The following is a 13281-nucleotide window of genomic DNA, read 5'->3' as shown; positions in this document are numbered from 1 at the left end:
CTGTTGCGGGGTCCGGCCTGTGGGGGTCCGCACCGGTTGTGCGCCAGCACACGCCGCCGGAGTACCTGGTCCAAGACGACAAATCCCCGCCGCGTGGTCCTTTCCCCGCGGATCGCAGCGGGGAAAGGACCACGGGACAGGGAATAGCCCGTGGAAGCTATTAGCGGGCGGGCGCAGGCTCCAAAGATTCCGATACGGCCGGGGCCGACGCCTTGTTGGGCTCCGCGTCCTTATGGGACTGCCCAGGCGTAGGAGCCGGGGCTGGCGTGTTGCGGCGTTCCTTGAGGAAGTAGACCAGGCCGGCCGCCACGGTGGAGGCTGCGGCAAGCGCGAACAGGCCCGGAATGACGCTTCCCGTGGCCTCCTTGATCAGGCCGAAGCCGAACGGAGCCACAAAGCCGCCCAGGTTGCCCAGCGAGTTGATGATGGCGATGGCCGGGGCGAGGACCAGGGGGTGCAGTGCGGACTGCGGGATGCTCCAGAACAGCGGGGATGCACTCTTGAAACCCATGGCGGCGATGGCCAGGAAGACGAGGGCAAGGACAGGGGTGGCCATGGCCGCGGCCAGGGTTCCGACGGCGGCGACCAGGAGCGCGGCCACCAGCAGCGGCCGCTTGGACTTCGCTTTGTCCTGCCACTTGGCGGCGAAATACATCGCGAAGACGGCGCACACCCAGGGGATGGCGGACAGGAAGCCGACGCTCAGGTCAGTGGTCCCCGGAATCTGCTTGACGATGGTGGGCAGCCAGAACGTGTTGGCGTATATGGAGAGCTGCACGGAGAAGTAGATGCCGCAGAGCAGCAGGATCTGCGGGTTGAGCAGCATCTTCCAGCGGTTGACCTTCCCGCCATCAGCAGTAACGTGCTGCGCGTCCTCGTCAGCGATGGCGTTCGCCAGGGCGGTCTTTTCGCCGGCCGAGAGCCACGTGGCGTCCTGGATCCTGGCATCAAGGAGGAAGAACACCACGATGCCCACCACCACGGAGAGCAGCCCTTCGAAACCGAACAGCCACTGCCAGCCCCGGATCCCCAGGACATCGTGGAGGCTGAGGAGAAGGCCGGCGATGGGGCCGGACAATGCTGCGGCGATCGAGGAGCCGGCTATGAAGATGGCCGTCGCCTTGCCCCGCTGGCCGGCGGGAACCCAGCGGGCGAAGTAGAAGATTACGGCCGGGAAGAAGCCGGCCTCGGCAGCGCCCAGCAGGAACCGGAGCACGTAGAACATCATCTCGTTCTGCACAAAGGCCATCAGGAAAGACACGATGCCCCAGCTGACCATAATGCGGGCCAACCACACCTTGGCGCCGTACTTCTCCATCATGACGTTGCTGGGAAGTTCGAAGATGGCGTAGGCGATGAAGAAGAGGCCTGCGCCGAAGCCGTAGGCCGCAGCACCGATGCCCACATCGGCCTCGAGGTGTTCGTGGGCATAGCCGATGTTGGAGCGGTTGAGCTGGTTGCACACCAGCATGACCAGCAGGATGGGCAGTACCCGCTTGAAGAATTTCTTCGTGGCCAGGGCCACATCCTTGACAGCGGTGTCTACAGACTGCATGGGGGAATTCCTTAGACATTGCGGTGGGGACCAGCGGTCCCCGTGTGGAGTGCTGTGGTCCGCACCACAGCGAGTGCAACCACTGTATTCAGGAATTTCGATGCCCGTCCAACACGGATGTGGCATGACGTGATGCCGTCGCAGCATCACCAAGGGTCAAAGCCGGGTGGCTACTCTGCCGGCGGACGCACCGACGCCTTGAACCGGCGTCGTGAGTTCGCCAGGTGACTCCGCATGGCGGCGGCAGCGGCTGTTTCATCGCCATCGGCGATGGCGGCAGCGATGGAACGGTGCTCATGCACCACCTGATCGAAGTGGTCGCGGGCGTAATGTTCGACGCCGGTCATCAGCCGGGTGCGCGGCATCGCGATCATGGTCTGCCCCAGGGCAGCAAGGCAGTCCGAGTAGAACGGATTCCCTGACGCCGCGGCGATGGCACGGTGGAACTCGAAGTCGAACTTCATGGCGTGGCCCGGGTGATCCGAGCTCGCGGTGAACTGTTCAAGGGCTGCATCGACTGCCCGGAGCTGACGGTCGGAGTGGTTGCGCGCAGCCAGCGCGGCGGCCTCCGCCTCCACGCCCATCCGGAATTCCAGCAGGTGGAGGCGGTCCTCGACGCTCGCCACCGGCCGGCTGCCCGGGATGGGCTGGGGACCGTCGTCGGGCGGGGTCAGCGCGAAGCTGCCCCGACCGCGTTCGGTTTCCACCAGTCCTTCAGCCTGGAGGCGCGTCAGCGCCGAGCGCACCACGGTGCGGCTCACGCTGAATTCGCCCATCAGCGCGTTTTCGCTGGGCAGCTTGTCGCCGGGCTGGATGACGCCGTCCACAATGCGGGTGCGCAGGTCAGCGGCGAGGTCCGCGGTCAGGTTCCGGCTCATGCGTTCAAGGTTACGCGCCGAACTCCACGGAATCGGTGGTCCAGGCGCGGGCCTGGTCACTGAGGGTCACGCCGAGGCCCGGGCGGTCCGGAACAATCATGCGGCCGTTCTTTGTTTCGAGGCGTTCGTTGAACAGGGGATCCAGCCAGTCGAAGTGCTCCACCCAGGGCTCGCGCGGGTAGGCGGCGGCCAGGTGCAGGTGGATCTCCATGGCGAAATGCGGTGCCAGCCCCAGTCCACGCTCATCCGCGAGGGCGGCGAGGCGCAGGAACTGGGTGATGCCGCCCACGCGGGGAGCATCCGGCTGGATGATGTCGCAGCCGTTGGCGTTGATGAGGCCCTTGTGTTCGGCGACGGAGGCGAGCATTTCGCCGGTGGCGATGGGGGTGTCCAGGACGTTGGCCAGATGGGCATGGCCTTCGAAGTCGTATGCGTCCAGCGGCTCTTCGATCCAGATGAGGTTGAATTCCTCGAGCTGGCGGCCCATGCGCAGGGCGGTGGCGCGGTCCCACTGCTGGTTGGCGTCGACCATCAAGGGGACGTCCCAGCCGATGTGTTCGCGGATTCCGGCGACGCGGCGCAGGTCCTCGGCGCTGTCCGGCAGGCCCACCTTGATCTTGATGCCGCCGATCCCTTCGTCCAGGAGGACGGTGGCGCGGGCTTTGACCTCGTCCAGGGAGGCGTTGAGGAAACCACCTGAGGTGTTGTACGTCTGGACGGAGTCACGGTACGAGCCCAGGAACTTGGCCAGCGGGAGGCCGGCGCGCTTGGCCTTGAGGTCGTACAGGGCGATGTCGATGGCTGCGAGGGCCTGGGTGGCGACGCCGGAGCGGCCTACGGAGGCGCCGGCCCACAGGAGCTTGGTGTAGAGCTTGCCGATGTCGTTGGGGTCCTCGCCGATGATGCCTTCGGCGACCTCCTTGGCGTGGGCGTACTGTGCGGGGCCGCCGGCGCGCTTGGAGTAGCTGAAGCCGATGCCGCTGTGGCCCTGCTCGGTGGTGATCTCGGCGAAGAGGAAGACCACCTCGGTCATGGGCTTCTGGCGCCCGGTGAAGACCTTGGCGTCACTGATGGGGACGGCGAGGGGGAGTCTCGCGGTGGAAAGTTTCACGTGGCGGATGAGGTCTACGGTGCTCATGGGTGCTCCTCGAAAGCAGGCTGTCCGGGCTGCGTTGCCCTCCTACTTAGAGTACAAGTATCTAACTTGTATTACAAGTAAAAAGCCTTCCCGGGTTGCAGCGATAAAAACTCGCGGGGACAGCCGGCTCAGACCAGCCAGGCAACAACCAGCAGCGCGCCCACGCTGAGCACGGTGGTGCAGAGGATGACATCGCGGGCCACGGTGGTGCCGCGGCCGTACGGCGAGGCGAAGAGGAAGACGTTCTGGGCGGTGGGGAGCGCGGCCATGATGACGCTGGCGAGGAGATGCTGCCCCTCCAGTCCGAAGACGAAGCGGCCCAGGACCCAGACAATAAGGGGCATCCCGGCAACTTTGAGGAATGTGGCAACGAGGGTTTCCGTCCGGCCGTCGCCTTTCTGCAACGGTGCCCTGCCTGCCAGGGACAGGCCGAACGCCAGCAGCACCATGGGTACGGCCCCGCCGGCCAGCATGTCGATCGGCTTCTGCAGGAGGTCAGGGGCCTCCCAGCCGGTAAGGGCGACGGCGACTCCCAGCCCCGAGGCGATGATCATCGGATTGCCGAACGGCTGGAGCAGCACCTTCCGCCACGAGATGCTGGAGCCGGACGCCAGGCCCAGCACCGTGAGGTAAAATGGCGCCATGACCAGCAGTTGGACCAGAAGCACGGGGGCGACGTGCTGGGCGGTGCCGACGGCATAGAGGGACACCGGAATGCCGATGTTATTGGCGTTCGCATAGCTGCTGGCCATGGCGCCGACGGCGGTCTCAGCCGCGGGCCGGCGGAAGAACAGGAAACTGAGCAGGCAATACAGAAGCCCCACTATCGCTGCGGAGAGCAGCGCGAGCGGGGCATCGGTTCCCAGGGCGGCGCGGATATCGCTGCCGGCCACAACAGTAAAGAGGAGCGCCGGGTTGGTGATGTAAAACGCCGTGCGGGTCAGGGCGCCCTGGACTTCAGGCCCCAGGATTTTCAGCCGGGCGGCGAAATAGCCCACGGCAATGACTGCGGAGACGATCAGTATGCCGGAGACAACGCCGCCCACAGTGCGCCCTTCTCTTTAATTGTCGGGATTCCGCACGGCCGTCTCCTGTTGCGGGGGAGGGCCGGCCGTGCGGAAGTCGGGTGGTTGAAGTCCTTCTACCGGACCAGGCAGGGACGCTTCGGGTCGAAGGTCCAGCCGTCGATGTAGTACTGCATGCCGATGCTGTCATCGCGGGCGTCGAGGCCGTGCTGCAGGTACAGCTCATGCGCCTTGTCCAGGGCGTCGCGGTCCAGTTCGATGCCGAGTCCGGGGGCATCGGGCACCGAGATGGCGCCGTCGCGGATCTGCAGCGGGTTCTTGGTGAGCCCCTGCCCGTCCTGCCAGATCCAGTGCGTGTCCAGTGCCGTGATCTCGCCCGGAGCCGCGGCGCCGGTGTGCGTGAACATGGCCAGCGAAATGTCGAAGTGGTTGTTCGAGTGCGATCCCCAGGTCAGCCCGAACTCGTTGCACAGCTGCGCGACGCGGACAGAGCCGTGCATGGTCCAGAAGTGCGGATCAGCCAGCGGGATGTCCACGGCGTTGCTGCGGATGGCGTGCGACATCTCCCGCCAGTCCGTGGCGATCATGTTGGTGGCCGTCTTCAACCCCGTGGCGCGGCGGAATTCAGCCATCACCTCGCGGCCGGAGAAACGGCCCTCGGCGCCGCACGGGTCCTCGGCATAAGCAACGACGCCCTGCATCCTCTTGCCGAGGCGGATGGCTTCCTCCAGGAGCCAGCCGCCGTTCGGGTCGAGCGTCACGCGCGCTTCGGGGAAGCGCTTGGCGAGGGCAGTCACAACGTCAACTTCGTCGTCGCCGGACAGCACGCCCCCCTTGAGCTTGAAGTCGCTGAAGCCATAGCGTTCCTGGGCAGCTTCGGCCAGGGCCACGACCGCCTCCGGCGTCATGGCTTCCTGGCGGCGCAGCTTCTCCCAGCGGTCCGCCGGCGCGTCTTCCACGAGGTAGGGAAGGTCAGTCTTGGCGTGGTCACCAATGAAGAAGAGGTAGCCGAGCATCGGCACGGAGCTGCGCTGCTGCCCATCGCCCAGCAGTTCAGCGACGGGGACGCCAAGAAACTGGCCGTGCAGGTCCAGCAGGGCGGACTCGACGGCGGTAACGGCATGCACGGTGGTGCGCAGGTCGAACGTCTGGAGTCCGCGGCCGCCGGCGTCGCGGTCCGCGAACTCAGCCGCGATCTCCCGCAGCAGGGAACGGTAGCGGGCCACCGGCTGCCCGGTGATGAGGGTCCCGGCTTCCTCGATGGTGTTCTTGATTTTCTCGCCGCCGGGAACTTCGCCGAGGCCGGTCCTGCCGTCCGAATCGGTCACTATGACGATGTTCCGGGTGAAGAAGGGCCCGTGGGCACCGCTGAGGTTCATCAGCATGCTGTCGTGGCCGGCGACCGGAACGACCTCCACGCGGGCAATGGTGGGCTGGTTGCTCATGCGTTGACCTCTGCATCTGCAGCGACGACGGTGCCGTCGATGCGGCGGTTCAGGTGCCAGGGGTTTTCATCCTGCAGTGATGCTGGGAGGAGTTCCTGGGGGATGTTCTGGTAGGCGACCGGGCGGAGGAAGCGGTTGATCGCGAGTGTGCCGACCGAGGTGGTACGGGTGTCGGAGGTGGCGGGGAAGGGTCCGCCGTGGACCATGGCGTGGCCGACTTCCACGCCGGTGGGCCAGCCGTTGACGATGATGCGGCCCACCTTCTGCTCGAGCGCGGGGATCAGGGGTGCCGCCGTCGGGTAGTCCGCTTCGGTGAGCTGGAGGGACGCGGTGAGCTGGCCCTCAAGCCGGTTGACGGCTTCGAGGAGTTCCCCGGTGGAGGAGTAGCGGATGACCAGGGACGCTGCGCCGAAGATTTCCTCATGGAGCACGTGGTTGGTCACGAAGTCCCGGACCTGGGTGCCGAAGATGGTGGGGGCGGGGGCGTTTTCGGTGGGGCCCTGGGTGCCCTGCCCAACGACGTCGACGCCGGCGGCCGAGCCGAGTGCCCCGGCACCCTGGTTCCAGGATGCGGCGATGCCTGCGGTGAGCATGGTCTGGCCGGCGCAGGTGGAGATGGCGCGGCCGACGGCGGCAGCCAGTTTGTCGCCCAGCTCGCCTTCGGGGGCGAACAGGAGGCCGGGGGAGGTGCAGAGCTGGCCTGAGCTGCCGGTGACGGCGGTGACGTACTGCTGTGCCAGGGCGTCGATCTGATCGGCAAAGCCGCTGAGGGCGCCTTCGAAGACGAAGACGGGGTTCAGGGAGGACATCTCCGCGTAGACCGGGATCGGTTCGGGGCGGGCGGCGGCGGTCCGCATCAGGGCGATGCCGGCGGCCTGGGAACCGGTAAAGCCGACTGCCTTGATGGCGGGGTCCGCCACGAGTGCCTGGCCGATCGAACTGCCGGGTCCGTAGATCAGGGAGAACACGCCGGGGTGCAGGCCGTGGTCCTTGACGGCTTTGACGACGGCCTGGCCGACGAGTTCGCTGGTGCCGGGGTGGGCGTTGTGGGCCTTGAAGACCACCGGGCAGCCGGCGGCGAGGGCCGAGGCGGTGTCTCCACCCGCCGTCGAGAAGGCCAGGGGGAAGTTGCTGGCGCCGAACACGGCGACGGGGCCCAGGGGGATCTGGCGCTGGCGGATGTCGGCCCGGGGCATGGGCGTGCGGTCCGGGAGTGCCGGATCGATGCGGACGCCGCGAAAGTCACCTTGGCGGACCACGGTGGCGAAGAGCCGGAGCTGGCCGGTGGTGCGGGCGCGTTCGCCCTGCAGTCGGGCGGCGGGCAGGCCGGTTTCCTGGCCGGCGCGGATTACCAGTTCCTCGCCGATCGCCTCAATGTTGTCCGCAATCGCTTCGAGGAACGCGGCGTGCGTTTCGGGGTCCAAAGTGCTGAAGGACTGGTACGCGGCCGCAGCGGCGGAGGTCGCCGTCGTCAGCTGTTCCCCGGTGATCAGCGAGTAGGCGGGGTCGAGCTGTTCGTTGGTGGCGGGGTTGAAGCCAAAAGCGGTCTTGCCGCTTCCGACGACGGGCTGCCCGGCGATCAGGGAATGTCCGGTGAGTGTCACTGTGGTTACTCCTAAAAGGGGGTGATCAAGTGCGGGTGATCAAGGACCAGTTGATCAGGAAACGGTGGCGATGAGGGCTTTGAGGTCTGCGAAGTCCTGCGGGGCGAGGTTCTGCAGCGGGGGACGGACGCCGCCGGCGGAGCGGCCGATGGCGTCAAGGCCGCCTTTGACGATGGAAACCGAGTAGCCCTTCACGCGGTCGCGGATGTCCAGGTACGGGATCACAAAGTCGTTGAGCTTCTTGTTCACGGCCACGCGGTCGTTGCTGCGGACGTCCTGGTAGAAGTCGAGGGCGAACTGCGGGACGAAGTTGTACATGGCACTGGAGTAGGTGCTCATGCCGAGCTGGAGCAGCGGAAGGGCGAAGGTTTCCGCGGTGGGAAGCCCGCCCAGGTAGAACAGGCGGTCGCCCAGCTTGGCGTAAACGCGGGCATCGTGTTCGAGGTCGCCCACACCGTCCTTAAAGCCGATCAGGTTCTCGTGCCGGTCCGCGAGAGTGGCCACGGTGGTGTCCTTGTAGATGGCGTTGGCACGGTTGTAGATGATGACACCCAGCGAGGTGGCGCTGCAGATGGCGCTGACGTGGTCGATCAGGCCGCCCTGGTCCGCTTCGGTCAGGTACGGGGGCAGGAGCAGGAGGCCGTCTGCACCGGCTGCCTCCGCAGCTTTGGCGTTCTCGATGGCCTGGGCCGTGGAGCCGCCTGCGGAAGCCAGCACGGGAACCCGTCCGCCCACTTCGTCGACGGCGGCGCGGACCACGCGCTCGGATTCTGCCGGCGTGAGGGAGAATCCTTCGCCGGTGCCGCCGGCTGCGAAGAGGCCGGCGACAGGGAAGCTTGCCTGCCACGCCAGGTGCTTGCGGTAGTTCTCCTCGTCGAACTGCAGCTGCGCATCGAAGGACGTCACCGGGAACGACAGCAGGCCTTCCTTGAGGGTGTCTGCCAATTCCTGGGGGGTGTACTTTGTTGCCACGATGTTGTCCTCTGTCTGAAGGCCGCGTGGTGACTGCGTCGGGCGGCTGGATGCTGGTTCCTGTCCAGAGTAGGCAGGCAACGTGATGCCTGTCTAAGGCCCTTTTCGTATTGATTGATACCCGAACGGCATCACCATAGCGGAACGCTCATGACTTGGATCGGTGCTAGTCGGTCCTGAATTCCAGGTCCAGCAAGAGCCTCCGCAGGGCAGGGTTAGCCACCTTGCGGTTCCAGATGGCGTGCAGCTCGACCGGCTCCTCGCCGCTGCCGCCCGCCAGCGGCAGGAATTCCACCCCCTTGATGGCCAGGAGGGTGGCGGAATGCGGGACAAAAGCAACACCCCGCTTGGCTGCGACCAGGGAGACCATGGTGAGGATCTGGCTCACCGTATGAATGACATTGCCGTGCTGGATCGAATGCATGCGGATAACGAGATCGTAGAAGTAGGCGGCTTTGGTGGGTGAATGCATGATGAGCGGCTCGTCCCGGAGGTCGTCGTCCGCTACCGGCCTGGAAAGTCCGGCCAGGCGGTGGCCTGTTGGTACGGCCAGCACCATGGCCTCGCGGTAGAGCAGGTGCGAATCGAAAACGTCGCGGTCGAACGGCGGGCGGGCCAAGCCCAGATCGAGCTCTCCGGTCAGCAGCCCCTGGATCTGTTCGCCCGTCACGAGCTCCTGGAGGTCGATGTCCACTTCCGGCAGGATTGACGCGATCTCTTCAAGGAGAGGTCCCAGGATGCTGAAGCCACTGGCGGCGGTGAAGCCCACCCGAAGGACTCCGGAGCGGCCGGTGGCGATCCGGCGGGCCGTCACGGGCGCCCGCTGGGCCAATGCCATCAGCCGCTTGGCTTCGTCCAGGAAAGCAGTTCCGGCCGGAGTGAGCTGCACCTTGCGGTTATCGCGTTCCAAGAGTTCGGTGCCGATACTCTTCTCCAGCTTCTGGATCTGGCGGCTGAGCGGGGGCTGGGTCATATTCAGCCTTTCCGCTGCCCGTCCGAAGTGAAGCTCCTCCGCGACCGCGATGAATCCAGCCAGTTGGTCGAAAGTAAACATGATGCCTTTCGGGTATCACTTGATGCATATTAGGGCTTAGACATGCATCATAACGCGTCTCTATAGTCGGTGAGCGAGCCAGAAGTGATTCGGTTCACAGCGAAGAACCGGGTTTGCCCCGAATCTCTATGAGGAGTACCAATGATGCACTTCCCCACCCGCCGCACCCTTCTCGGCGCGGCCTCCGCCGTCACTCTGCTGGCGCTTACTGCCTGCGGCAACGTGGCAGGCGGCGCTGCGGCTGATTCCGCCAAATACCCCTCCGGCCCCGTGAGCCTCTCCGTGGGCCAGGCCGCCGGCGGAAGTACCGACCTCATCGCCAGGGCCCTCGCCGAAGGCGCTTCCAAGACGCTCGGCCAGCCGATGCCTGTGGTGAACAAGCCCGGTGCCAACGGCGCCCTGGCCACCAAGGAAGTGGCGGGCAAACCTGCAGACGGCCAGGAACTGGTCCTGCTCAATGCGTCCCTCATCACCATCACACCCCTGGCAGTCTCCGCAGATGAGGCCGTGAACATCGATGACCTGGACATCATCGCCGGGCTGTCGCAGGACGACTACGTCCTCGTTGCCAGCGCCCAGTCCGGGTTCAAGACGTTCAAGGATGCATCCGACGCCGGCCGTAACGTCACCTTCGGCACCACCGGCGTGGGCACCGGAAGCCAGCTGGCCCAGACCGTGCTCTTCAAGCAGGCAGAAGTAAAGGGCACGGATATCCCCTTCGACAGTGGAAAGCCCGCCCTGACAGCAGTCCTGGGCAACCAGGTGGAGCTCGCCACCATCCAGCTCGGCGAAGCGATGCCGCAGATCCAGGCCGGAAAGGTATCACCGCTCCTGGTCTTCTCCGAGGAACGCACCAGCTTCCTCCCGGACACTCCCACGGCAAAGGAAGCCGGTTTCGACGTCCCCGTTGCCCAGTACCGGGCAGTGGCTGCACCGAAGGGCACCCCGAAGGAAGTCAAGGACAAGCTGCTCGCCTCGTTCCAGGAAGCCTTCACGTCAGACGCCTACAAGGAATTCAACAAGAAGAACTCGCTGACCCCGAAGGAAATCTCGGGCGAAGAGGTTGTGGCGGAGTGGAAGAGCTACGCAGCCAAGTACAAGGAACTGGTGGAGAAGTACGACATCAGCCTCAGCGGAACTAAGTGAAGATGACGCCGGATACCAACCTGGATGACCTGACGCCGGAGCAGCTGGCTGCCCAGTGGGAAGAGGAAAAGCCGCCTGCGGCCGGAGCCCTGGCCAACGCAGCGTCATCCCTGGTGGTCCTTGCAGTCGGCATCGCAGCAGCTGCCCTGTCCATAGCGATGGGGCTTGGCACTCCCGACAAACCTCAGCCCGGCCTCTGGCCCTTCGTCATCAGCATCGTCATGGTGGCCCTGGGGCTTTTCCAGCTGATTGCCGGCCGGCACAACCGGGATGCGGAGAAATTCACCCGCATGTCCGCTGCGCCGCTGACCGGCCTGGTGACGCTCGCCGCCATGGTGTCGCTGATGCCCCTGATCGGCTTTGAACTGCCGGCCCTGGTGCTGTGCGTTATCTGGATGCGGTTCCTGGGTGGCGAAACGTGGCGCTCGACGCTGGTAGTCAGCGCCGCCGTCGTGATTTCCTTCTACGCGATTTTCGTCCTCGCCCTCAACACCTCCGTCCCCCACCTCTTCTAGGAGACCCCCGTGGATTTTCTGAATCCCGTTATCAACGGATTTGCGGTTGTCCTGGAGCCGACCAACCTCCTGTACTGCCTGATCGGTGTCGTCATCGGCATGCTGATCGGCGTATTGCCCGGCCTGGGGCCCGCGGCAACCATCGCCATCCTCCTTCCGCTGACGTACAACGTGGAACCCGTCACCGCCATCATCATGCTGGCCGGTATCTTCTACGGCGCCCAGTACGGCGGCACCATCACGTCCGTGCTGCTGCGCCTTCCCGGTGAAGCGTCCTCGGTTGTCACTGTTTTCGACGGCTACCAGATGGCCAAACAGGGCAGGGCCGGCACGGCGCTGGGCCTGGCATCGATCGGCTCCTTCATCGGCGGCACCGCCTCCATCATCGGACTCACGTTCCTTGCCCCCATCGTGGCGAGCTTTGCGCTGGACTTCGGGCCCCCCGAGTACACCGCGCTGGCGATGCTCGGCATCCTCCTGGTGGCGACCATCAGCAGCGGCTCGAAAGCCAAGGCGCTCATCGCCGCAGCCCTGGGACTCCTGCTGGCCACGGTGGGCCGGGATATCTTCACCGGCGAAAGCCGCTTCACCTTCGGCAGCCTGCAGCTGGCCGACGGCATCGACTTCGTGCCGATCGCCATGGGCATCTTCGGCCTCGGCGAGATCCTCTACAACCTGGAGGAACGGCACCGGGCCGCGAAGGCGCCGTCGAAGGTCACGAACGTCTGGCCTTCCCGCAAGGACCTCAAGCAGGCTTCCGGGGCAATCGGCCGCGGATCCGTCCTTGGCTTCTTCCTGGGGATCCTTCCCGGCGGCGGCGCCACGATCGCCTCCATGGCGTCCTACGCGATGGAGAAGAAGCGGGCCAAGCAGCCGGAGCGTTTCGGAAAGGGTGCTCCGGAGGGTGTCGCCGGCCCGGAAACCGCCAACAACGCCGCGGCAACCTCGTCCTTTATTCCGCTGCTGACCCTGGGTATCCCCGCCAATGCCACCATGGCGCTGATGTTCGGCGCCCTGCTGATCCAGGGCGTCACCCCCGGGCCGCAGCTGGTGGAGCAGAACCCGGAGCTCTTCTGGGGCGTGGTGAACTCCATGTACATCGGCAACATCCTGCTGCTGATCATGAGCCTGCCGCTGGTGGGAATCTTCGTGAAGATCCTCCGCGTCCGGGCAGCCATCCTGGCGCCAGTCACCGCCCTGATCACCCTGCTCGGTGCGTACACGATCAACAACAGCATGTTCGATGTCACCCTCGTGGTGGTCTTCGGCATCGTGGGCTACCTCATGAAGAAGTTCGGATTCGAACCGGGTCCGCTCGTGCTGGCCTTCGTGCTGGGCGAACTGCTGGAAAGTTCCATGCGCCGCTCGCTGCTGGTCTTCGGCGGCGACCCCCTGGGCTTCTTCGGCCGCCCGATTTCCGCGACTCTGCTGCTGGTCTTTGTCCTGGTAGCTGTGCTGCCGGTCATCCGCGGCGCTATCGCCAAACGAAAAAACACTGTCACAGCATCAGCCGCCACGCCGGACATCAAGGAGAAGGTATGAGCATCATCGTCGGATTCGTTCCTACGCCAGCAGGGGATGCCGCCCTCACAGCCGGCATTGCCGAAGCCAAACTCCGCAACGAGGACCTGGTAATCGTCAACTCCGCCAGGGAAGGCGCGCTGGTGGACAAATCCGTCGCATCGGAGGACGTGATGGAACGCGCCGCCGCGCGTGCAGCGGAGGAAGGGGTCCGGGCCACCGTAATCCAGCCGCCGTACCTGCACGATCTTGCCGATGAGTTCCTTGACGTTGCCCGGGAAGCCAACGCGTCCCTGATCGTCATTGGCCTGCGGCACCGCACCCAGGTGGGCAAGTTCATCCTGGGCAGCCACGCCCAGCGGATCCTGATGCAGGCCGATCGCCCCGTCCTGGCCGTCAAGGCCGACGGAGCCCACTTCTAGGCTCGC

The 13281-nt window shown here is 65.3% G+C and carries 12 protein-coding genes; 4 read left to right on the top strand and 8 right to left on the bottom strand.

From position 1 onward, the window contains the following. Window positions 1-160: 160 nt before the first annotated feature. From AC1MCA_RS10105 to AC1MCA_RS10070, 8 genes are all read right to left on the bottom strand, one after another. Window positions 161-1555, bottom strand: a complete 1395-nt coding sequence (locus AC1MCA_RS10105; protein ID WP_479803183.1) for an MFS transporter — start codon at window positions 1553-1555, stop codon at window positions 161-163. Window positions 1556-1725: 170 nt separating this feature from the next. Continuing rightward, entirely contained in the window at window positions 1726-2433 is a 708-nt protein-coding gene (locus AC1MCA_RS10100) for a FadR/GntR family transcriptional regulator (RefSeq protein ID WP_479803182.1), read from the bottom strand. Window positions 2434-2443: 10 nt separating this feature from the next. Further along, a complete protein-coding gene (locus AC1MCA_RS10095) occupies window positions 2444-3571 on the bottom strand; it encodes an L-talarate/galactarate dehydratase (protein WP_108600535.1) in 1128 nt (375 codons plus the stop codon). Window positions 3572-3699: 128 nt separating this feature from the next. Beyond that, window positions 3700-4617: an AEC family transporter gene (locus AC1MCA_RS10090; RefSeq protein ID WP_479803180.1), complete on the bottom strand. Its 918-nt coding sequence runs from the start codon at window positions 4615-4617 to the stop codon at window positions 3700-3702. Window positions 4618-4712: 95 nt separating this feature from the next. Further along, a complete protein-coding gene (locus AC1MCA_RS10085; protein WP_479803178.1) occupies window positions 4713-6041 on the bottom strand; it encodes an enolase C-terminal domain-like protein in 1329 nt (442 codons plus the stop codon). After that, on the bottom strand, window positions 6038-7645 hold the full coding sequence (locus tag AC1MCA_RS10080; RefSeq protein ID WP_479803176.1) for an aldehyde dehydrogenase (NADP(+)): 1608 nt from the start codon (window positions 7643-7645) through the stop codon (window positions 6038-6040). Before AC1MCA_RS10080 ends, AC1MCA_RS10085 begins: the two co-directional genes overlap by 4 nt. 54 nt (window positions 7646-7699) lie before the next feature. Continuing rightward, window positions 7700-8617, bottom strand: a complete 918-nt coding sequence (kdgD, locus tag AC1MCA_RS10075; protein WP_479803174.1) for a 5-dehydro-4-deoxyglucarate dehydratase — start codon at window positions 8615-8617, stop codon at window positions 7700-7702. A 166-nt stretch (window positions 8618-8783) separates the two neighbouring features. Continuing rightward, window positions 8784-9671 carry a LysR family transcriptional regulator gene (locus tag AC1MCA_RS10070; protein ID WP_479803172.1) on the bottom strand — a complete coding sequence of 296 codons (888 nt, stop codon included), beginning with the start codon at window positions 9669-9671 and terminating at the stop codon, window positions 8784-8786. Between the two features lie 141 nt (window positions 9672-9812). Here AC1MCA_RS10070 and AC1MCA_RS10065 point away from each other — a divergent pair, with 141 nt between their 5' ends. Genes AC1MCA_RS10065 through AC1MCA_RS10050 form a run of 4 tightly spaced genes read left to right on the top strand, consistent with a single transcriptional unit; the run spans window position 9813 to window position 13275 of the window. After that, window positions 9813-10817, top strand: coding sequence for a Bug family tripartite tricarboxylate transporter substrate binding protein (locus AC1MCA_RS10065; protein WP_479803170.1), 1005 nt, complete (start codon window positions 9813-9815; stop codon window positions 10815-10817). A 2-nt stretch (window positions 10818-10819) separates the two neighbouring features. Then, window positions 10820-11332: a tripartite tricarboxylate transporter TctB family protein gene (locus AC1MCA_RS10060; protein ID WP_479803168.1), complete on the top strand. Its 513-nt coding sequence runs from the start codon at window positions 10820-10822 to the stop codon at window positions 11330-11332. Between the two features lie 9 nt (window positions 11333-11341). Beyond that, window positions 11342-12874, top strand: a complete 1533-nt coding sequence (locus AC1MCA_RS10055; RefSeq protein ID WP_479803166.1) for a tripartite tricarboxylate transporter permease — start codon at window positions 11342-11344, stop codon at window positions 12872-12874. Next, window positions 12871-13275, top strand: a complete 405-nt coding sequence (locus AC1MCA_RS10050) for a universal stress protein (RefSeq protein ID WP_108599294.1) — start codon at window positions 12871-12873, stop codon at window positions 13273-13275. Before AC1MCA_RS10055 ends, AC1MCA_RS10050 begins: the two co-directional genes overlap by 4 nt. The last annotated feature ends 6 nt before the right edge of the window (window positions 13276-13281 follow it).

This window comes from Arthrobacter sp. BK1 (assembly GCF_056680055.1).
The sequence above is the reverse complement of the archived record's forward strand: the minus strand, read 5'-3'. Positions and strand labels throughout refer to the sequence as shown.

What these genes read in the sequence shown, in the direction of transcription:
- AC1MCA_RS10050 (WP_108599294.1), top strand. Translation starts at nt 12,871, where the DNA reads ATGAGCATCATCGTCGGATTCGTTCCTACGCCAGCAGGGGATGCCGCC.
- AC1MCA_RS10105 (WP_479803183.1), bottom strand. Translation starts at nt 1,555, where the DNA reads ATGCAGTCTGTAGACACCGCTGTCAAGGATGTGGCCCTGGCCACGAAG.
- AC1MCA_RS10085 (WP_479803178.1), bottom strand. Translation starts at nt 6,041, where the DNA reads ATGAGCAACCAGCCCACCATTGCCCGCGTGGAGGTCGTTCCGGTCGCC.
- AC1MCA_RS10095 (WP_108600535.1), bottom strand. Translation starts at nt 3,571, where the DNA reads ATGAGCACCGTAGACCTCATCCGCCACGTGAAACTTTCCACCGCGAGA.
- AC1MCA_RS10060 (WP_479803168.1), top strand. Translation starts at nt 10,820, where the DNA reads ATGACGCCGGATACCAACCTGGATGACCTGACGCCGGAGCAGCTGGCT.
- AC1MCA_RS10065 (WP_479803170.1), top strand. Translation starts at nt 9,813, where the DNA reads ATGATGCACTTCCCCACCCGCCGCACCCTTCTCGGCGCGGCCTCCGCC.
- AC1MCA_RS10070 (WP_479803172.1), bottom strand. Translation starts at nt 9,671, where the DNA reads ATGTTTACTTTCGACCAACTGGCTGGATTCATCGCGGTCGCGGAGGAG.
- AC1MCA_RS10100 (WP_479803182.1), bottom strand. Translation starts at nt 2,433, where the DNA reads ATGAGCCGGAACCTGACCGCGGACCTCGCCGCTGACCTGCGCACCCGC.